The 19,941-nt window shown below is 44.7% G+C and carries 24 protein-coding genes; 16 read left to right on the plus strand and 8 right to left on the minus strand.

Going from position 1 to position 19,941, the window contains the following annotated elements; translation table 11 throughout:
* Positions 1–129: 129 nt before the first annotated feature.
* Both ACG3M1_RS08380 and ACG3M1_RS08385 read left to right on the plus strand, forming a co-directional pair.
* On the plus strand, positions 130–1,185 hold the full coding sequence (locus ACG3M1_RS08380) for a pyridoxal-phosphate-dependent aminotransferase family protein (RefSeq protein WP_009269438.1): 1,056 nt from the start codon (positions 130–132) through the stop codon (positions 1,183–1,185).
* The gene (locus ACG3M1_RS08385; protein ID WP_008819012.1) at positions 1,182–1,895 is read left to right on the plus strand and encodes an NTP transferase domain-containing protein; all 714 of its coding nucleotides are present in this window, start codon (positions 1,182–1,184) and stop codon (positions 1,893–1,895) included. The genes ACG3M1_RS08380 and ACG3M1_RS08385 overlap by 4 nt, the downstream gene beginning before the upstream one ends.
* Before the next feature lie 158 nt (positions 1,896–2,053).
* On the opposite strand, the gene ACG3M1_RS08390 is transcribed toward ACG3M1_RS08385, so the two are convergent.
* Positions 2,054–2,653, minus strand: coding sequence for a hypothetical protein (locus tag ACG3M1_RS08390; protein ID WP_395815174.1), 600 nt, complete (start codon positions 2,651–2,653; stop codon positions 2,054–2,056).
* A gap of 184 nt (positions 2,654–2,837) precedes the next feature.
* On the opposite strand from ACG3M1_RS08390, the gene ACG3M1_RS08395 reads away from it, so the two are divergent.
* The 5 genes from ACG3M1_RS08395 (at position 2,838) to ACG3M1_RS08415 (ending at position 7,662) form a co-directional block, all read left to right on the plus strand.
* The gene (locus ACG3M1_RS08395; RefSeq protein ID WP_009269436.1) at positions 2,838–3,815 is read left to right on the plus strand and encodes an extracellular solute-binding protein; all 978 of its coding nucleotides are present in this window, start codon (positions 2,838–2,840) and stop codon (positions 3,813–3,815) included.
* On the plus strand, positions 3,803–4,588 hold the full coding sequence (locus ACG3M1_RS08400; RefSeq protein ID WP_008819009.1) for an ABC transporter ATP-binding protein: 786 nt from the start codon (positions 3,803–3,805) through the stop codon (positions 4,586–4,588). Before ACG3M1_RS08395 ends, ACG3M1_RS08400 begins: the two co-directional genes overlap by 13 nt.
* Positions 4,578–6,164, plus strand: coding sequence for an ABC transporter permease subunit (locus tag ACG3M1_RS08405; protein WP_009269435.1), 1,587 nt, complete (start codon positions 4,578–4,580; stop codon positions 6,162–6,164). Before ACG3M1_RS08400 ends, ACG3M1_RS08405 begins: the two co-directional genes overlap by 11 nt.
* An 89-nt stretch (positions 6,165–6,253) precedes the next feature.
* Positions 6,254–7,162: a phosphocholine cytidylyltransferase family protein gene (locus ACG3M1_RS08410; RefSeq protein ID WP_008819007.1), complete on the plus strand. Its 909-nt coding sequence runs from the start codon at positions 6,254–6,256 to the stop codon at positions 7,160–7,162.
* 227 nt (positions 7,163–7,389) lie between these two features.
* Positions 7,390–7,662, plus strand: coding sequence for a DUF1905 domain-containing protein (locus tag ACG3M1_RS08415; protein WP_009587848.1), 273 nt, complete (start codon positions 7,390–7,392; stop codon positions 7,660–7,662).
* 23 nt (positions 7,663–7,685) lie between these two features.
* Here ACG3M1_RS08415 and ACG3M1_RS08420 read toward each other — a convergent pair whose 3' ends face one another.
* The 4 genes from ACG3M1_RS08420 to ACG3M1_RS08435 all read right to left on the minus strand — a co-directional run bounded on the left by ACG3M1_RS08420 (position 7,686) and on the right by ACG3M1_RS08435 (position 9,879).
* A complete protein-coding gene (locus ACG3M1_RS08420) occupies positions 7,686–8,378 on the minus strand; it encodes a M23 family metallopeptidase (protein ID WP_009269434.1) in 693 nt (230 codons plus the stop codon).
* On the minus strand, positions 8,371–9,030 hold the full coding sequence (locus ACG3M1_RS08425) for a TetR/AcrR family transcriptional regulator (protein ID WP_008819004.1): 660 nt from the start codon (positions 9,028–9,030) through the stop codon (positions 8,371–8,373). Before ACG3M1_RS08425 ends, ACG3M1_RS08420 begins: the two co-directional genes overlap by 8 nt.
* 316 nt (positions 9,031–9,346) lie before the next feature.
* Positions 9,347–9,562: a helix-turn-helix transcriptional regulator gene (locus ACG3M1_RS08430; RefSeq protein WP_035303272.1), complete on the minus strand. Its 216-nt coding sequence runs from the start codon at positions 9,560–9,562 to the stop codon at positions 9,347–9,349.
* Positions 9,559–9,879 (minus strand): DUF6442 family protein, encoded by a 321-nt coding sequence (locus ACG3M1_RS08435; protein ID WP_009269433.1) that lies wholly within the window; start codon positions 9,877–9,879, stop codon positions 9,559–9,561. The genes ACG3M1_RS08430 and ACG3M1_RS08435 overlap by 4 nt, the downstream gene beginning before the upstream one ends.
* A gap of 195 nt (positions 9,880–10,074) precedes the next feature.
* Here ACG3M1_RS08435 and ACG3M1_RS08440 point away from each other — a divergent pair, with 195 nt between their 5' ends.
* From ACG3M1_RS08440 to ACG3M1_RS08450, 3 genes are all read left to right on the plus strand, one after another.
* Positions 10,075–10,857 (plus strand): PHP domain-containing protein, encoded by a 783-nt coding sequence (locus ACG3M1_RS08440; RefSeq protein ID WP_002608378.1) that lies wholly within the window; start codon positions 10,075–10,077, stop codon positions 10,855–10,857.
* 450 nt (positions 10,858–11,307) lie between these two features.
* Positions 11,308–11,970, plus strand: coding sequence for a DUF5680 domain-containing protein (locus tag ACG3M1_RS08445; protein ID WP_009269432.1), 663 nt, complete (start codon positions 11,308–11,310; stop codon positions 11,968–11,970).
* Positions 11,971–12,065: 95 nt separating this feature from the next.
* Entirely contained in the window at positions 12,066–12,527 is a 462-nt protein-coding gene (locus ACG3M1_RS08450) for a pyridoxamine 5'-phosphate oxidase family protein (protein WP_009269431.1), read from the plus strand.
* A 764-nt stretch (positions 12,528–13,291) separates the two neighbouring features.
* Here ACG3M1_RS08450 and trxA read toward each other — a convergent pair.
* Positions 13,292–13,600 (minus strand): thioredoxin, encoded by a 309-nt coding sequence (gene trxA, locus ACG3M1_RS08455; protein WP_009269430.1) that lies wholly within the window; start codon positions 13,598–13,600, stop codon positions 13,292–13,294.
* A gap of 348 nt (positions 13,601–13,948) precedes the next feature.
* Here trxA and ACG3M1_RS08460 point away from each other — a divergent pair, with 348 nt between their 5' ends.
* From ACG3M1_RS08460 to ACG3M1_RS08475, 4 genes are all read left to right on the plus strand, one after another.
* On the plus strand, positions 13,949–14,713 hold the full coding sequence (locus ACG3M1_RS08460) for a 4Fe-4S binding protein (RefSeq protein WP_009269429.1): 765 nt from the start codon (positions 13,949–13,951) through the stop codon (positions 14,711–14,713).
* Between the two features lie 63 nt (positions 14,714–14,776).
* Complete coding sequence (locus ACG3M1_RS08465; protein ID WP_009587885.1) at positions 14,777–14,959, plus strand: 4Fe-4S binding protein; 183 nt, start codon at positions 14,777–14,779, stop codon at positions 14,957–14,959.
* Positions 14,956–15,513 (plus strand): 4Fe-4S binding protein, encoded by a 558-nt coding sequence (locus tag ACG3M1_RS08470; RefSeq protein WP_395815177.1) that lies wholly within the window; start codon positions 14,956–14,958, stop codon positions 15,511–15,513. The genes ACG3M1_RS08465 and ACG3M1_RS08470 overlap by 4 nt, the downstream gene beginning before the upstream one ends.
* A 41-nt stretch (positions 15,514–15,554) precedes the next feature.
* On the plus strand, positions 15,555–15,761 hold the full coding sequence (locus tag ACG3M1_RS08475; RefSeq protein WP_009269427.1) for a heavy-metal-associated domain-containing protein: 207 nt from the start codon (positions 15,555–15,557) through the stop codon (positions 15,759–15,761).
* A gap of 662 nt (positions 15,762–16,423) precedes the next feature.
* On the opposite strand, the gene ACG3M1_RS08480 is transcribed toward ACG3M1_RS08475, so the two are convergent.
* Positions 16,424–17,140, minus strand: a complete 717-nt coding sequence (locus ACG3M1_RS08480; RefSeq protein ID WP_008818993.1) for a NifB/NifX family molybdenum-iron cluster-binding protein — start codon at positions 17,138–17,140, stop codon at positions 16,424–16,426.
* A 285-nt stretch (positions 17,141–17,425) separates the two neighbouring features.
* Here ACG3M1_RS08480 and ACG3M1_RS08485 point away from each other — a divergent pair, with 285 nt between their 5' ends.
* Positions 17,426–17,701 (plus strand): hypothetical protein, encoded by a 276-nt coding sequence (locus tag ACG3M1_RS08485; protein ID WP_008818992.1) that lies wholly within the window; start codon positions 17,426–17,428, stop codon positions 17,699–17,701.
* Positions 17,698–18,297 carry an HdeD family acid-resistance protein gene (locus ACG3M1_RS08490; RefSeq protein ID WP_009269425.1) on the plus strand — a complete coding sequence of 200 codons (600 nt, stop codon included), beginning with the start codon at positions 17,698–17,700 and terminating at the stop codon, positions 18,295–18,297. The genes ACG3M1_RS08485 and ACG3M1_RS08490 overlap by 4 nt, the downstream gene beginning before the upstream one ends.
* A gap of 482 nt (positions 18,298–18,779) precedes the next feature.
* On the opposite strand, the gene ACG3M1_RS08495 is transcribed toward ACG3M1_RS08490, so the two are convergent.
* Complete coding sequence (locus ACG3M1_RS08495) at positions 18,780–19,892, minus strand: 4-hydroxybutyrate dehydrogenase (protein ID WP_009269424.1); 1,113 nt, start codon at positions 19,890–19,892, stop codon at positions 18,780–18,782.
* Positions 19,893–19,941: the final 49 nt, after the last annotated feature.

The raw sequence follows: 19,941 nt of genomic DNA on the forward strand, positions 1-19,941 counted from the left end.
TCTTTTTGTTCGTTTCAAAATGAGAAATACATTTTAGAATATGAACAAAATATGATTAAAAATTCAGTTGTATTTTTCTTATTTGCATAATATAATCTAAAATATGAACAAACAACTGGAGATGATACTATGAAATTGTTCACAGTGGGACCTGTTGAGATGTATCCTGAAACATTACAGGTCAGCGGTACACAGCTGCCATACTTTCGCAATGATGAATTCTCATCCATCATGAAGGAAAACGAACAGCAGCTGCTGACCTTATGCGGCTGTCGTAAAGGAAGAGCATTATTTCTGTGCGGCAGCGGAAGTGCAGCAATGGAGGCGGTTGTTGCCTGCAGCTTTCGCAGACAGGACAAGGTACTGATACTTCGCGGAGGGAGCTTTGGCGAGCGCTTTGTGCAGCTGTGCAGAATTTACGGGATACCCTATGATGAGCTGTGTCTGCAGGAGCTGGAGGCATTGCGAAAGGAACACCTGGACGCTTTTTTTCAAAATGAATATTGTGCCCTGCTTGTCAATCTGCATGAAACAAGCACCGGACAGCTTTATGATATTCAGCTGCTTTCTGCATTTACGAAAGCAAAGAATATGTATCTGATTGTGGATGCCATCAGCAGCTTTATGGCTGATCCGCTGGATATGGACCAAATGGGAATCGATGTCTTGATTCTTTCCTCTCAGAAAGCACTGGCATTGTCCTGTGGATTGTCGATGGTGGTTTTGCAGGAATCCTTCTATCGCGATATGGTCGAGCCCAAAGATGATATCTGCCTGTATTTGAGCTTAAAGGAGCATGCACGCAATATGGAGAGGGGACAGACTCCCAACACACCGGCAGTGGGTATCCTTATGGAGCTTCATGAGCGATTGCAGCACTTACAGGGGGATGGCTTTGTCCTTGAACAGCAGCGGATCGCAACGCGTGCTGCCTACTTTCGAAGCAGAGTTCAAAAGCTGGAAATACAGCTTCCACACTTTCCTCTCAGCAACGCCCTGACTCCACTGCTGTTTGACGGTGATGCGCAGAAGGTTTATCAGTTTCTGAAAAAGAGCTGTGCCATCACACTGACCCCGAGCGGAGGAGCAATGAGGGAGCGTATGCTGCGTGTGGGGCATCTGGGAAATCTGAAGCTGTGTGATTATGATGCCCTGTGCGACGGGCTGAGGGAGTATGGAAAATGAAAGCAATTCTAATGGCAGCCGGTATGGGTACCCGTATCGCCACGAAAACAAATGAACCGAAGTGTTTGCTGGATATCGGCAACGGGCCTCTGATCCGCCATACGGTCGAGCTGCTGCTGAACAATCATATGGAGGTATGCATCTGTCTGGGCTTTAAAGGATATCTGATCAGGGAAGCACTCCGTGATTATCCAATCACGTTTTATGAAAATCCGTTTTATAGGGTTACCAACAGCATCGCATCCCTCTGGTTTTCCAGAGAACAGCTGGATGAAACACAGGATCTTCTGCTTGCGAATGCGGATGTTTTCTGGCAGCAGGATATTCTTGACCTTCTGCTTGCGGATCAGCGTGGAATCGTTTTACTGGCAGACAGCTCCCGCAGATTGAGCGGAGATTATTTCTTCCATTGTGAAAACGGAATCCTGACAGATTATGGAAAGGATATGCCGGAGGCTGAGCGTACCAGTGAGTATGTCGGCATTGCCCGGATACAGAAGCAGGAGATCGCCTGCTTTCGCAAACAGCTGGAGCTGCTCGTCCATGAAGGTGATTGTCAGCTTTGGTGGGAGAATACACTGTATTCCATGATACCGCAGAAGCAGATTCCGGTACAGGATATCGCAGGGCACTACTGGTCGGAAATCGATGTTCTGCAGGATTATGAAAATATACTGGACTATGTGCACCGGCATCCACAGTGTCTGTAACCTGCGCAGCCAATGCGGAGGTAAGCACATAAAAATAAAATTAGACTTATCACAGCCAGGCATGAGGTCTGGTCTTGATAAGTCTTTTTTGTGCCGTATACCGGCAGTCTGATTTGAATATCGTGTACATGCTGGAAAGGCTTCTTTCAACGGCATGCTTATTTCTTTCGCACATGAAGCTGATTATCCATAGGGATCGAGGCATCCTCCATATCCATATAATTCATATATGCGTAGGTGATGCTCAGCTTTTTTCCATGCAGTCTGCGATAGTATCGGATATAATCCATCGCGGACAGATCACTGGTAATATAATTCTTATAATGAAACAGCATCGACATTTCCAGCTTATCGCTTGCCTTATGCATGAAATCCACCAGCTCGCCACTTGTTTTCAATCCGGTATCCGGCAGTGTCAGCCCCACATCCCTGCTGAATGTCTTCATATGCAGATAGATGCTGTGATCATAATCGACATGCAGGAAATTACCGACACTCTCTGTGATACATTCCCGGTTTGTCTCCATTTTTACATTGGACAGCGGTGCAGCATAGCCTTGTGCACAGGCGATCGGTACGAGCAGATCCGCAGGCAGAAAGCCGATTTGCAGACTGTCATCCTCTTTGATGCGTACATCAATCAGCCACGCCAGATCATCACTCATCAATAGCAGCCGTTCTTCTTTTTCGGCAGCCTGTACGCCGCTTAGCTGCAGCAGCATGCAGAATACCAGCAGAATCGGCAGTTTATGCTTCATAGAACTCCTCCTTTCCTTTTTCTAGTATACGTCAGGTGAAAAAGGGTTATACAAAACTTGCGATATGTTCAAATAGCATCGGAATTGTTGCAAAATTGTAATAATGAAATGCGAAAATAAGATTGAAATGTTTTCTTAATGTGATAAAATGGGTACTACATGAACAAAGATAGGGTTGAGGTGTATGAAAAAGCTGATTCTTGCCATGGTTGTGATCACCATGGCTTTACTCGTGAGCATATCCAATGAACAGAATACGATTATCGTCTACTCCTCCATGGAGCAATTCCGTGGAGAGGAGCTGCAGCAGCAGCTGAATGAAAAATTTCCGGATTTGCATGTCATGGTCATGTATGTATCCACCGCCAAGGCTGCGGCAAAAATATCTGTGGAGCAGGAGCAAAGCGATGCGGATATCGTCGTTGGTCTGGAAACCTCCTACATGGAGAAGATTAAGGATCAGCTGGCGGATATCAAGGGAAAGAGCCGTCTGCAGTATCTGGATGGTCTGGCACCTAAGGATCACGGCAATGCGTATGTGACCTGGGAACGACAGGCAGGTGCCTTCATCATCAATACGGATGTATTGAAAAAGCATAAGCTCAGCGAACCGAAAACCTATGAGGATCTGCTGGATCGCAAATATTATAATCTGATTGCCATGCCAGACCCGAAATCGAGCGGCACCGGCTATTTCTTCTACAAGAATCTGGTGAATACCATGGGAGAAGCAAAGGCTCTGGCATATATCGATCAGCTGGAATTCAATGTCAAGCAGTTTACGGAATCCGGCAGCGGACCGATCAAGCTGCTCATTCAGGGCGAGGTCGGCATCGGCTTGGGACTGACCTTTCAGGCGGTCAATCAGATCAACACCGGCTCTCCCTTTAAAATCATCTATCCCAAGGAAGGCTCGCCCTATTCTCTGACGGGCACCGGTCTGATGAAGCGTCATGCGGATGATCCCGATGTACAAAGGGTGTTTGATTTCATCATCAACGATTTCCTGTTGTATGATAAGGAGCACTTCTCACCGGAGGCTATCCTGAAGGATCAAAAGAATACGATACAAAATTATCCGACACACATTCCGTATGCCGATATGAACGGCATCGAGGACATACATGAAAAAGAAAGGCTGCTGGACTTATGGAAGTATTAGAAAAAGAAAAGCTGATCGTTCGCGATCTGTATAAAAATTTTGATGGCAAGGATGTACTGAAAACGATATCCTTTACTGTGCATGAAGGGGAATTTCTAAGTGTGCTGGGACCCAGCGGCTGCGGCAAGACAACGCTTCTGCGAATCCTGATCGGACTGGAACAGCAAACCAAAGGGCAAATCCTAATGGATGGAGAGGATATCTCCCACTTGAAGCCGAGTGAGCGAAATATGGGAATCATATTCCAAAACTATGCACTGTTCCCCAATATGACCGTACTGGAAAACGTGGAATATGCATTGAAGCTGCGTTCGGATAAAAAAGCGGAAAGCCGAAAGATCGCCTTACAGACACTGGAAGCGATCGGTATGAGCGATCAGATTAAAAAACGCCCCTCCCAGCTATCCGGCGGACAGCAGCAGCGTGTGGCAATCGCCAGAACACTGGCGCTGAATCCGAAAATCATTTTGCTGGATGAGCCGATCAGTGCACTTGATGTCAGCATGCGCGAGGTCATGAAAAAGGAGCTGAAGGACATTCAGAAGCGCTTTAATTCCACCATGATCTTTATCACCCATGAACAGGAGGAGGCATTTTATCTGTCCGATCGCATCATGGTTATGAGTGAGGGAAACATCGAGCAGATTGATACACCGCAGAATATTTATCACCATCCGGCAAACCAGTATATCATCGACTTCGTCAATGCGCATCTGGACGGCAAGCTGGAAAGTCTGTGTAAATGTACGGGGAAACAGGTCTATGAACAATAAACGCTATCAGGCCTCCCGTGTCCTCGTTGCCCTTTTTCTGTTTTTCTTTGTCATCTGTCCGCTGATTGCCCTGCTGGTAAACATCGATGCCAAGGATATTCATAAGGTACTCACATCCCCGCAGTTTCAGCCAATGGTGATCAACTCGCTGTGCACCACCATTCTGGCAACCCTGTTATCCGTATCCCTGGCCTTTGCACTTGCCTGGTTTATGAACCGTTCCCATATCCGGCATCGCTCTGTTTACACCATGCTGTTCACACTGCCGATGCTTATCCCCTCCATCTCCCATGGGATGGGGCTGGTACTGCTGTTCGGTGATAACGGCATCATATCCAATCTGCTGCATATGAAATTTTTCCTGTACGGGTATGTCGGTATCATTCTTGGCTCCATCCTGTATTCCTTTCCGGTTGCCTTTTTGATGCTGAACGATACCTTTCAATATGAGGATTACACGACCTATGAGGCTGCCAGTGTGCTTGGCTTATCCAAGCGCCAGCAGTTCTTCACCATCACGCTGCCCAATATCAAGGGGCCTTTGATCAGTGTTGTTTTCTCAGTCTTTACGATGATTTTTACCGATTACGGCGTACCGCTTGTCGTCGGCGGGAAATCCATCACCCTTCCGGTATATATGTATCGTGAGGTCATTGGACTTCTGGATTTTTCAAAGGGAGCCATTATCGGAATCCTGCTGCTGATTCCTGCAGTTATCGCTTTTGTCCTTGATTTGAAAAATGAAAATAAGGGCAGCAGCTCCACGGTAACGCGTTCCTATCAGATTGCGCCGAATGCGAAGCGTGATCGTATTGCCCATATTGTTTGTATCGCCACGGTTGTCTTTCTCTCTTTGCCGCTGATCACCTTTGCCGTGCTTTCCTTTGTCAATCACTATCCAACCGATCTTTCTTTGACACTGGATAATATTATACAGGCGATGGATCTCGGCGTTCGTATGTATTTGAAAAATTCGCTGGCGATTGCAATGCTGACGTCCATGGTCGGCGTCTGTCTGACCTATTTAACAGCCTTTATGACAGCCCGTAATGCATCGCAGCTATCCAGCCGCGTTTTGCATCTGGTGTCCATGATATCGCTAGCCATACCCGGTGTCGTCCTCGGTCTGAGCTATGTGCTCTTTTACAAGGGAAGCTTTCTGTATGGCGGCATTGCGATTCTGGTGCTTGTCAACATTACGCATTTCTTTGCCAATCCTTATCTGATGGCATACAATTCGCTTCAGCAGTTTCACAGCAATCTGGAGGATATCTCCGCAGCAATGGGGATTTCCCGCTTCCGTATGCTGAAGGATGTCTATATTCCCTGTACGAAGGGAACCATTGTAGAGATGTTCAGCTATCTGTTTGTCAATTCCATGGTGACGATATCCGCAGTATCCTTTCTGGCGAATTTCCGCAATATGCCGCTGTCGCTGCTGATACCGCAGTTTGATTCGCAGTCACTGATTGAGGCGACCGCCTTTATCTCTGTTGTGATTTTGCTTGTCAATCTGATTGTGAAGCTGCTTGTATATGTGGTGAAAAGGAAGCTGATCAAGGATCATGAGGCTTAGCAGGAGGCTTCCTCCTATGTATTTCGATATTTGCAAAACCGCTGTACTCTGCTATAATGATAAAAGCGCTGTAAAGAGGAGATAAATATATGAACCTTACATTAAATCAGTTTGAAACCCTTGTGTATATCGAACGCCATCAAAACGACAAATGCACCCAGAGAAGACTGGCAAAAAAGCTGGATCTTTCTCTCGGTGTCATCAATAAAACCCTGACGGAGCTGCAGGACAGCGAGGTGATCAAAACCAGAGGCAGCTCTATGTACGATGTTACCCTCAAGGGCTACGAGGTACTGGAGCCCTATCGCGTGAAGAAGGCGATCTTTCTTGCGGCCGGCTTTGGATCCCGCATGGTTCCGATCACCTTGAATACACCCAAGCCGCTTGTTCTGGTACATGGAAAGCGCATCATAGAAACCCTGCTGGATGCTGTCGTGGCTGCAGGGATCGAGGATATCACAATTGTGCGCGGCTATCTGGGAGAGCAGTTTGACGTACTCCTGCACAAATATCCGAAAATCAAATTCATTGAGAATCCGCTGTTTAACGAAACCAATAATATTTCCAGTGCCTATCTGATTAAGGATATGATGTGCAATGCCTATGTGCTGGAAAGCGATCTGTTGCTGTACAATCCGGAAATTATTCGCAAATATGAATATACGACGAATTACTGCGGTATTAAAATGGACGTTACCGATGACTGGTGCTTCTATACCCGAAAGGGCTATATCAGCAGACTTGCCGTAGGTGGCAAGGACTGTCATCAGATGGTGGGAATCTCCTTCTGGAATAAGGAGGATGGAGAGAAAATGGCGAAGGATATCGAAGAGGTGTTTAAAATGCCGGGCGGTAAGGAAAAGTATTGGGATGAGGTGGCATTGCGTGAAAAGCTGTCCAATCACAAGGTCATTGTAAAGCCTGTCCGTCAGGAGGATATCGTGGAAATCGATACGTTCAAGGAATTGAAGCAGATCGATCCTATCTATAATGTTTAACGAGAGGAATTTCACCAGGTAAAAAGCTTTCATTACGGTAAGGGATGCAGGAGGCTATTCCATGCATTGCATGCATCTGGAATAAGATGGAGCCACAATCGTCTTATGCGTAAAAAAGCCTTACCGAGGAACTTCCTTTTTCTCTGTTTCGGATAGAACAAGGAATATCCTGTGTATGGGCGCTGTAAAGCTGTACAGGATATGAAAGAGGAAAGGCTGTGTGCAAAATGAATCCTAAAATCTATGAATTTGATGCCGTGCTGCAGAAGGTTGATGGTATCGATGGTGCCTATATCGAGTTTCCGTGGGATGTAAAAGAAGAATTTCAAAAGGGGAGGGTCTGCGTACATGCGACATTTGACAATGTGGCGTATGATGGCTCCCTTGTCCGCATGCAGACTGTCCGCCATATATTAGGTGTGCGCAAGGATATTCGCGCTAAAATAGGGAAGCAGCCGGGAGACAGCATTCATGTTACCATACAGGAAAGAAGCCGCTGAGGAAGCAGATTCCAAAGCGGCTTTTATACGAATTCATCTACCGGAGCATAGCGTATCCGCTGCTGTGCTGTGGGGATACCTCCGTATACAGTGTGCCATTGTCCGTTTTCCAACACCTCATATTGGGTAAAGGCGCAGGGAAGCCCGTTCGCATGCAGAAAATCAGCACTGTCCATGAGCTGGAAATGAAGATGGGGGAACATGGAATTGCCACTGTGTCCGATGCTGCCGATAAAATCTCCTGCTTTGACATACTGTCCAACAGCCACCGCAATCGAATTCGGCTGCAGGTGACAGAAGGCGGCATAGACCGTATCCGTATACTGGATTATTACGGCATTTCCGCTGATTTCACATATTTCTTGGTCCTGCCTACGACGACTGTTTTTAAAAGCCATCAGGGCATCAGAGAAAAACCAGGCGCGTTTTCTTTCTCGGCAGCCATCCATCACATATACCACCCTTCCATCACATGGGGCATACACAGGCAATCCATAGCAATAGCACGAAGATAATGCGACACCGAATAACAGATACGAAAGGACATGGGAGCGATAGCAGGGATGTCCTCTTTTTTTCCAGTTCAGCTGCAGAAAGTCATAGGCGTATCTGGTACCCAGCGCATTTGTGCCATGACTGGGGATGCGGCTTCCCGGTGTATTGGGCGTATTCCATTCGCCAATTAACGGAAAACGCATAAGAATCGGCTTATTCATTGCAGGCATGGGGAGCTTCGGCTGCACTGTCCTTATACATAAGTCTGCGCAGACCCTCGAAAAATACATGTAAATCCTCTTCGACGGAAGAAAAGCTGAGCTCTTCCTTTTGCATTGTTCTGATTTTATCCAGCATCAGATCACCAAACCCTTTACAGGAGCAATAGAGAATCTGCATACATGCGGCTTCCTCCAGCTGCGATATAAACAGACTGTGATCATATTGTTCAAACAAATCGGTACAGTCCTTCGTCCTGCACTTTTTCAGCCTTTGTTGCAGGTCTTCATCAAATATCCGGATATCCATGCCCGCATACATTTTGAAAAAATCGAATACCCATGGATATGCATACAGCAGGCGCAGCTGTAACCGATATGCACCATGAAGCCGTTTGATTACATCCGGCTCTGTACAATCCAGCTGTCTGTAATACTCCTTATTGAGCAGATCGAAGAAGTATTCATAAACGAAGAGAAACAGCTGCTGTTTATTACCAACATAGTGAAACATAAGCGGCTTGGAAAGTCCGGCTTCCTTTGCGATTCTGTTTGTAGAAGCCTGCTCATAGCCGTACTCTGCGAATTCTCTCAATGCAGCGTTCAACAGTGCTGCTTTTCGCTGTTCCTGAAGCTGTGGCGTTATTGCGGACATATATATCCTCCTTATCTGTTTTTACCTGATAGGTCAATAACAGTATACCATCGTTTACCTAATAGGTCAATGCATGCTGCTTTATCCTACAAAATACGTGTTGCTTTATATAATTAAAATCACTATAAAAAAAACGTTTCAACACGGGTTCTTTCTCACTTTAGGGTGTATGCGAAAGGAAGACTTTCTTCTATTGATAACTTCAATAGTATGGAAGTCTCCCTGTTTTAAGTTTGCCTACCATCGAGTAGAACCTCGACACGAAATACTGTGGAAAAGCTTCTGTCACCTTGCTTTTAAAAAAATATAAACAATATCATGCTTCATCGAAATAAAACAGGTCTTCAAATTTCTGCTCGAGGGCAATACACAGGATGAGAGCAAGCTTGGCGGTCGGATTGAACTGGCCTGTCTCAATGGAGCTGATGGTGTTGCGCGAAACACCGACAAGCTCTGCCAGCTGTGTCTGGGATAGGTGCATAGCGGTACGGGCCTGCTTCAGCCGGTTGCGTAGAATCAGTTCTTCCTTCAGCATAACAGCTTCCACAGAAACAGAACGAGGAACATGAGAAACAGTGCAGTATAAAAAATGGAAAGAAATAGCTCATGCCGTTTTTTCATGAGGCGGTATTTTATAAGGAACAGTGTGCTTAGTATGCCGAAATAGATCAGCCAGCTTTCCATACTGACCTGTCCGGTTACAGCGACCTCCATGACTGCGACAAAGCAGCATAGCAGCATGCCGACCTGTGCTGCGATTCTGCTTGCTTTTTCAAGACTTTGCAGCTCCATAATATCCATGCCTTTGTTTTCATTTCTGCTCCTTGCGAGGATCTCTTCTTTATTCATAGGGTATTCCGCCTTTCTTGCCAAGTATACTTGGTAACTTAAGTATATCATACCAAGTGTACTTGTCAATATGAATGACAAGTTTTCTTGGTATTTTATATCTTCATTGTTTTTCTGCAATAATTCTGCTAGAATGCAGATAGAGAATTCATGTTGTTTTTACGATAAGGAATATACATGAATAAGGAGGCACCTATGAACTATTACGATCAGCATGTCCATTCCAGTTTTTCCTTTGATTCACAAACAGAGCTGTCTGACTATCTGAAGCATGCGGATGGCTGCTTTGTGACTACCGAGCACGTGGATTTGGAAAATTCCGCCAACCATTTCATGGATAGCTGGATGGACTATGACCGCTATTCTTTATATCTTGAGAATTTGCAGAAAAATACAGACATCCGACTTCTGAAAGGTGTGGAAATCGGCTGGCTCAGAAAACATCATGGACGGCTTATGGCCTGGCTGCAATGCAAGCAATTTGATATTATCCTGCTCAGTATACATCAGAACGGAATCTTTGATTATATGGATGAGGAAGCTAAAAAGCATGATATCATCTATATTCTGCGTTCTTATTTCCAGCAGATGCTCGATGCGCTGCGCAGTGGTATTCCAGCCAATGTTCTCAGTCATTTCGATTATGTCAGTCGCATACAGGATGTTGATACCGATACATTTCTCACCATTGCACATCCGTATATGGAGAAAATATTTCCGGAAATGATTAAGCGTGGCATTGCCCTGGAGCTGAATACCCGCAGTATGTTTCAGTATGGACAGCTGCCTTTATATGAAATCGTGGTGGACTGGTATATACAGATGGGAGGAAGGATGTTTACCATGAGCTCGGATGCGCACAAAGCGCAAGCCTATGCCTACCATTTTGATGAGGGAAAGGAATTTCTGCGGCGGCATGATATTTCAAAGCTGACAGTCTTTCAGGAAGGAAAGCCGATTGAAATTGCGTGGGAATAAGACCGCTATGATATGGAAGGTAACACATGCGTTCTTATATCATAAGGGATGTATCTTTGTGTAGTGTTCACGCATGCAGCAAATCATGAATACGTATTGATTGACTTTTTGGGTAGGGAAGCATGCGATTCTCATCCTATCAGGATGATAGTACGAATGCGGTATAGTAGGAAATGATGAAAACAGGCGATTTCATGCGGTTAAAAGAATCAGCATGAGAAATCTGTGTTAGCTGAAGAATCCCGTAGTTGTTTGGGTCAAACATAAGCAGGGTATAAGGAGAGCGGCAAAAATCAGTATAGTGCCGGCTCTTTTTTTAAACATATCCGATTCCTTGTTATTGCATTCTGGAGAGATGCAGAGTACTCATGTATAGCAAAAATGTAAACGACAGTTTCTAGGATAACTGGAAAAGACATGATATGATAGATCTATCAGGGAGGCGAGTTCATGTTTCATTTAAAAATGATAGAGTATAGAAAAAAGAATATGATGACACAAGAAGAATTAGCTGATAGATTAGGTGTCTCCAGACAAACGATTACAAAATGGGAGAAGGGAACGATTCTGCCGAGTTTGGAATATCTGATTGATTTGTCTCGGTTATTTGGAGTAACGATTGATCATTTGATTAAGGATGATGATTGTATATGTGAAAGTTCACATCAGGTTCACACAACAGCCCTTGCGGAATTTTTAGTAACTGCCAAGCGATCAACCTATGCGGCGCGGAAAAATAAAACAGAAGGGACAAGACAAGGCTCCCATGATTATATGTTTTCCAGAAATCCATATACATACCGAGACTCATTCTTTGGCGCTTCCTGTTTTTCCGGTCAGGAGCTGGTTTACAGGGATGCTCAGGCCTGCTGGAGTATGAATTATTACGGAACAGTTTTACATGAAGCCTTTCATGGTGATTTTTTGAAAGAGGCACTTATGCTTGTCGATACGCAAAGACCCTATAGGGGACCTGCTATGTACAGAAAAGGAGAATATACCTATATTTCAGAAGTAGAAGGAGACATCTGTTTATTTCAAGGTCATGAAAGCATATTTTATCAGACGCAGAAAATATATGAGGGCTGTTTTCACGGCGGAGTGATTCGATAGGGAAAGGCGTGATAAGCTGATTATATTAAATAATCTGATCCGGTATGATCTGTATCAAAATCAGTGACTGCACGCAGTTGGAAACGGAGGCAATTATGCAGAATAAATATCAGCAGAAATACACAGAGATATTTCAACAAATCGGAGACCACGCCAAACTGGTACTTGCGACTTCTCTTAACAACAAGGTTTCCGCTAGAACAATGAGTTTCGTCATTCTGGAGGGAAGCCTTTACTTTCAAACGGATAAAGGGATGCGTAAATATCAGGATATAAAGGGAAATCCAAATGTTGCATTATGCTTCTCCAATATTCAGCTTGAAGGAATTTGTGAGGAAATCGGACGACCTATCGAGCATGAGGACTTTTGCAGACTGTTTCAACAACACTTTCCATCGTCCTTTGAAGCCTATAGCCAGCTTCCAAATGAAAGGTTATTTGTAGTGAGGCCAACGTTCATTCAAAGATGGAGCTATATCAATGGATCGCCAATGATAGAAAGACTCTATCTTCATGAAAAGCAGTATCATGAAGAAGTCTATCTGAACGATGATTGAACGTATATGATTTGTAATAGTTACTGGGATATGAGCATACGGATATCATCTGTATGTCTGCCATAAGCCCTGCAGATAAAAAAACGCAGACTGTGGATTACGTTACTGTGATGTAATCTGTTTTCTACGGTTTTTTGTATATGTTCATATAGAGCCTGATGCAGAGGCTTATATAAGAGAACTGCCATAGCCGCCAAATGCATGACCTGATTGTGAGAAAGTGCAGTTTCAATGGCTCGTATTAAAACTGCAGCTCCGTAATAGAGCTTGTCTGGAATGCCTGATTACATTGACTATACCAGTGTAATTTCGATCCACCAGCGCTGAAATATGCAATTAGTGCTTTCTTCATCCTAACTCCTCCTTTATGATTGATATAAAGATTCATACGCCTTTACTATACAACTTAAAGTTCACTATAAGTCAAGTGTAAAATATAAAAACCTACACTGTAAAGAAGTTGATACGCGTTTGTAGCGATAGGATGAAGGTATTTTTACTATAAGAAAGAAATATGATACCCTATCTTTTCACGAATGTAGAAGCACGGACAGCTATGCTTTGAAGGTAAGTGATGCATATCCATGTACTGCTTTTTCATCATACTTGCTCCATGGCAGTATGTTTGCAGAGAAACTGTGTTGTACAAACAATCAAGAGTTAGAGGTTACGCTAGATCTCCTGCATTTTTCACTATGCTTCAGCACCATGCCTTCCTTCTTGGAAGTTGCTTCTACTTTCAGCGTTGTTTGAAGAACAGCATGCTATTCCCCAATCCAGGATTTGATTTGTCCCAGGCTGTGATAGCCGCTGACACTTCCCTGTATGGAGCCATTCTGCATATATACTAGTGTGGGAATGCTCATAACCTGAAACATGTCGGCCAGCTGAGGCTCTTCATCAATGTTGATTTTCACGATTTTCGTATGTTCCGCCTCCTCGCTGATCTGTTCGATGACCGGCTTCAGCATCTGACAGGGACCGCACCAGTCTGCATAGAAATCAATGAGGACAGGCTCTGTGCTGTCCAGTATTTCCTCTTCATAATTCTCGCTTGTTACATGTATTGTCATAATCATGACCTCCTTGCTTTATCTTACGCATAAAGCATACTACCGGCGAACAAAAACTTCAGTGACTTTATCACATTCCTGAAATATACAGCCTGTCCTACAGCTCCTGTACTAGGATAAGCGTGTAATCATACAAGGTGGGAAAAACAGTTTTTGAGGAGGCAGGTTTTTTATGCATTGACTTTTTCCGGCAGTGAAGGAAAAACGGCAGGGCGTATTGAATCACACTGTCCATCGTTCTATAATGGAGAAAGATACAAAAGGGTTCAGGTATGCATGCTTATACCAAGATTGTGAAGGCTTGCTTCCGAATGCATCTGTATACCTGAAAGGAGAGGAGATTTTATCATGGCATTTTATACGATTCTATTCAGTCCCTGCGGCGGAACAAGGCGCATTGCTGAAATACTGGAGCGTGAATGGAAGGAAGAACAACGTATCTGTATCGACCTTTGTGATCCACAGGTAACAAAAAGTCTTCCTTATTTTAAAGAGGATGATACCTGCATCATAGCTATGCCTTCCTATGGAGGAAGAGCACCACAAACAGCATTGCAGCGACTGCGTGTCATACAGGGAAATCATGCTTCTGCTATTCTGGTATGCAGCTATGGCAACCGTGCCTATGAGGATACTCTGCTGGAGATGAAGGAATGTGCACAGGAAAGCGGCTTTGTGTGCCGTGCCGCGATCGCGGCTGTTGCCGAGCATTCCATCATGCATCAGTATGGAGCCGGACGTCCAGATGCACAGGATACACAGGAGCTTACTGTATTTGCCCGTCAGATACGGGAGCATTTGGAAAAGGATGCGGCATGTGAGCTGCAAGTAACGGGAAACCATCCGTATAAGCCCTATAACGGAGTTCCGTTGAAGCCTTCTGCAAATCAATCGTGTATGCAGTGTGGGCAGTGCGCCGCACAATGCCCTGTACAGGCGATCCCGATAAAGCATCCGGAAAAAACAGACACAGACCGTTGTATATCCTGTATGCGCTGCATCGCTGTTTGTCCTGTACATGCCCGCAGCTTGAATAAGCTGTTGCTGGCGGTTTCTGTTAGAAAGCTGCATAAGGCCTGTGTGACAAGAAAGAGTAACGATTTGTTTCTGTGACAAAGTCACGGTAAAACGGCAGCTTCTTCTGTATACTGAATACAGGCAGAAGGAGGAGCTGTTTTGAAAAAAGCTTTTGTAGAAGAAAAAGAGTGTGTTGCCTGTGGAACCTGTCTTGTCACATGTCCCCGTCAGGCGATACACATTGCGCATGGCTGTTACGCAGTCATTGATTCTGTGCGCTGTGTAGGCTGCGGTCTTTGCAGTAAGGCCTGTCCTGCAAGCGTTATTGAGGTGCATTCATGAAAAAGAAAAGGTCAGATTATTTATGGATTGCATCCCTGCTGTATTTGTTTCTCGGTTTGTTTCATATTCTGTTTGCCTGGCTGGGACTCATTTGTTTTCTGGTACCGCTGCTGCTGGCTGTTGGAAAAGGAGAAAAGAGCTACTGTAATCATTACTGCGGCCGGGGACAGCTCATGCAGCGTCTGGGAAATCGGTTTTCTGCACAGCGAGCCTGTCCTGGATGGCTGAGAAGCAGATGGTTTCGCTATGGTTTCCTGCTGTTCTTTCTATCAATGTTTGCCAGTATGCTGTATATGAGCTATGCTGTTCTGCAGGGAAAGCCGCTATCCGCTTCCATCACACTTTTATGGACTGTGCGGATTCCATGGTTTGTAAAGTCCGGTGCACAGGACTGGATACTGCAGTTTGCATACGGCTTTTACAGTCTGATGCTGACAAGCACGATGCTGGGCATCCTCACCATGCTGGTGTATAAACCCCGGACATGGTGTGTATACTGTCCAATGGGTACCATGACACAGATGGTATGCAGAGTAAAAAAAAGGAAATTCTGATAAAAGTATGCTATGATAACGGTAATGATAGGAGTGAGTTTATGAAAAAAGCATTTCAGGTTGAAGGTATGATGTGCCAGCACTGTGAACAGCGTGTAAATAAGGCACTGCAAGGCATGGAAGGTGTTAGCGCCTGTTCGGCAAGTGCAAAAGACGGTATTGTCAATGTGGAGTATGATGCGCAGAAAATCAATGATGCCGCTATTATACAGGCAATCACAGACACCGGATATGATGTAAAAGGGTAAGGAGTGCAGCCTGCAGCTGTTGTCTGAATGGCTGCTGACTGCGTGTTCCTCCATATGATTTAGAAGACAGCGTCTTGTTTCAAAGACGTTTTTTTGTGCGTCTGCGTTTTGAAATTCGCAGTAGCGGTGGCGACACTGTCGTTTTCAATACTCGTATCAAACCGACGCTCACGGTTCCTTGCGTTTTTCGAATAGATGTAATAGCAGGTACCTCCCCATTTCATTACAGGATGCAGCATTTCTTCTATTGGAACATAATATTATGATTGCAGCCTTTTTCAGGATGTTGACCCTTTGTTTTATGGCCAGGCACGTATGGTATATATGTGGTAGAGGAGCAGAAGCAGGATGCATAGGATTATCCTTATAGTGTTTCTAGGGCATGGATATATCGGTCGCTTGGAAGCCTTACCTGCAGCTGTTGCGAATTACAGGCATCCTTATGTCTGTATGAATGGAGAAGAAAATCCAAATGCAATGGGTGAATATAGAAGCGCGGATACCTGACTTCAGAAGCAAGCTGGCGCAGACAGATGTTGAACAGTCATAATCATCATCAGAGCAGAAAAAAACTGTGCTGGCATTTGATGGTTTTCTGTTAGCTGAAATTTCATCATTTTGCGATGCACAGTCCTTTTGTGAGAGTGTATTTGTCGTATGGTTTATAGATGAGAAGAACCGCAGGAATGTCCACGTCCCTCATGGCTTCCGCAGGTATGTCCCTCACCGTGGTGAGAACACTGGATATTCGGATTGTATTGCAGATTGCCGTTCAGAAAGGAGGTAACCTGTGCATCTGCATCACCACATGCGCCACCATACAGCTCGATACCGGCTTCCGCAAGTGCATTCTTCGCACCGCCTCCGATACCGCCGCAGATCAGTGTATCCACCTGATTTGCTTTCAGCAGGGTGACCAGCGCACTGTGGCCGTTACCATTGGTGTCCAGGAGTCTGGTTGCTGTGACTTCCTGATTTGTAACCTCATAAAGCTTAAACATCTGTGTGTGTCCAAAGTGCTGGAACACCTGTCCGTTATCATACGTAACTGCAATTTTCATACTATCATCTCCTGTTGGTTTCTGTGCAAGGTTCAGCTGATAATTGCCGCCGGCTATCACCATTGCACTGCCTTCCATGAGAAAGCGGGAAAGCTTGCGTCTTGCCTCATTATACAGGGATTGTACGCTGCCTCTGCTGGTCTGCATCTGCTTTGCACATTCCTCCTGATTCCATCCCAGATAATCAATTAGACGAATGGTCTCATATTCCTCTACACTCATTTGGATATGACTTGCGGGAATCGGCTCATCTGTATGGATGAAAGCAGTATAGCTCGGTATGGAGGACACGCATTTTTTCTTGCAAGGTCGTGGCATTTTATCAGCTCCTTCTATGTTATCATACGTCAATTATTTGCATATGTCAATAATAATGCTGAAAATCAGCTCTGTTGTTATTTTGTATAAATAGCTGTAGCGTATCGGCAGATGCAGCTGTCAAAGCATTGCTGTTATTCGCACAGCATTTCTATGCATTTTTGTAAGCAGCTGCCAATGCCGCTTCTGAAATTAGTGCTGCCGATTTTGACATATACGGGATTCTGTATATGGAAGCGTAAGGAAGGCAGCGTTAAAATGAAGACAGGATAGGAGGAATGCCAAATGAAAAAGGGTTGGAAATGTATCTGTACCATTGGTGGAGTTGCTGCTCTATGTGCCGGGGCTTCCTTTGTGAAGGATTATCGCAATATGAAAAGGATGGAAAAGAGCCTGGATTCTCTGCCTCTGCATAAGCTCAAGGAAAAGCTTTCCGATATTCAGGAGGATAAAGAGAAAACCGTCCTGACAATACCGAAGGATATGCCAATGCTTGAGCGCTTGCGTGTGTGCAGACACGTACTGCATGGGAATGTCGGGAATCGGGATGCATGTAAATGATGAAGCAATCCAGAGATTTTGCACGTGTATTTAGTGAGAACTGGAACCGCAAGCTGAAATCGGTTAGGCTGCTTGGTGCTGTTGTAAGTCTTTGCATGCTGGTTTGCGCAGTTTTGTGTATGCATTCCGCAGTACCGATGCACCAGGCATTAAAGACGGCTGCCGCACTTGTGATAATTGCACTGGGAATGTATCAGCTGGTGGATTATTACTATATGCCGGTTCTTTTACGGGATGGGGGAACGCTGATTGGTGCTGTGCTGAATACGGTGATCGGTATGCTTCTGCTGTTCTCACCGGTGGAAATCACAGTATCAGTTTTTGCCTATATGTTTGGATTTCTATTGATGATTTTTGGTGTGAATAAAATCACCTTTGCCAATAAGCTGCATTTTTTTGGTATCTTTGATTACAGCTGGGTGATAGCAAGCGGAGTTATGAATATACTTGCTGCTGCTGTTTTTCTGATAATCCCGCTCATATCCATTGTGATGCTGAATACGGCACTTGCAGGCTACTTGGCTGTGGGTGGAATCACATTGCTTGTGGAAGTGGTTACCATGAAAAATATGAAGATAGAGGATGCTCAGGAATGAATGGGGACAGCCGCATATAAAGCATGACTGCATGCTTTAGGTCCTATTAACACAGATGCAGATACGGATAAAATCAGATTAGTAAATGATTCGCAGTGACTTCCACTTGCTGAAAATTAAACAAGGGATATAACAGGCGAAAAAGGAAAGGAATCAAGTACATTGTAAAAAATGAGCTTGATTCCTTTTGTTTATCGTATAGGCGGCAATGTGGATAGCTTTGCATATGCTGTGTGCTAGGCAGCGTATCATTTCCCACCTTTTCTGTAATATTGATACAGGCATCATGTCCAATGCAGAGGGGGGAGTCAAGATCACAGCTTTAAAATCTTTCCAATCTGCATGATGCAGCAGCACTGCTTCAACGGACATTTGTGATTTCGTCAACTGATTGTTATCAGACAATGCGGACTTCCACAGATGAATCTATTTAATGTTTTTTCAAATGCTTATATGCAGTTTTGTCATCTGTTCCAGCACAATCAAAATAAAGCCTTGTAAATAGAGTGAATTTCATCTCTTGAAAGAGGTATTGCACTATTGGAAAGCAGGCGCTGCTGGGATTCGATTACACTGTCTGTGAATCCTTTGATTTCACTTTCCTTCATACCGTATTCATGCAGCGGCTTTCGTGCAAGAAGCGTGGAAAACAGTGTTTCCATACAGGTAAAGGCATCCTCCATGGAACAGGAAAGAGCTTCTGAAAACAGTTTCTTTATATCATATACACTATATTTTTCCCGTGCTTCATATGTTTGGAATACAGCTGTGAAAAACTGATAGTTGGCTTCCCCGTGTGTTACATGGTAGATTCCCGATAACGGATAGCTGAGGGCATGTACTGCACCTGTACCGGTATTGCCAAATGCGATGCCCGCAAAGTTGCTGGCCTGCATGAAATCCCCTAACAGTCGCATGCGTGCATCTTCACCCTCTTTTGCAATAACTTGAAACCCATGTAGCAGCAGGCGAATAGCCTCCGCACTGAACATGCGGGTATAGGCATTGGATTTAGGGGATACAAAGGATTCACTCGCATGAATCAAAGCGTCAATGCCGCTTGTTACAAAATAGAAGAACGGCAGCTTGGACAGCAGCTCCGGAATCAGAACTGCCTGATCCGGATACAGTGCATCGACGGCCAGTCCCAGCTTGGTATGCAGTGATGTAAGCTCACAGATGGAAATCCGACTGACCTCAGAGCCAGAGCCGCAGGTTGTCGGTATGGCGATCAGCTCCCTGCTTTTTTCCGGTGTACATCTGTGCAGAAACATATCCTCAGCACTGGCAGTTCCTTCCAATACAAACAGCTTGGCACAGTCAATCACACTGCCGCCGCCGATTGCAATAATACGCTCAGGCTGTTTTTCCCGCATATCTTTCAGCATCGCATCCAGCATGCGATCATCGGGTTCTCCCTGACCATAATCACTGTGAAAGGCGATAGAAGCCCTACCGGTGGAATCGCGAAAGAATGCTTCGTAAATACTGCGGCTTGCTAAAATGTAATCCTTCTTTTGAAAGGTGAAATCCCTCAGAAACTCCTGTACCGTTTCATATTGCAGAATCTTTGTTTTTTGTTGAAATACGTCCATAATCTTCTCCTTTTTTCTCTTGCTATTATTGTAACAGCTTCTTAAAAAA

The sequence above is a fragment of the Clostridium sp. 10cd* genome (genome assembly GCF_044336395.1).
GTDB classification, from domain to species: Bacteria; Bacillota_I; Bacilli_A; order Erysipelotrichales; family Erysipelotrichaceae; genus Clostridium_AQ; species Clostridium_AQ innocuum.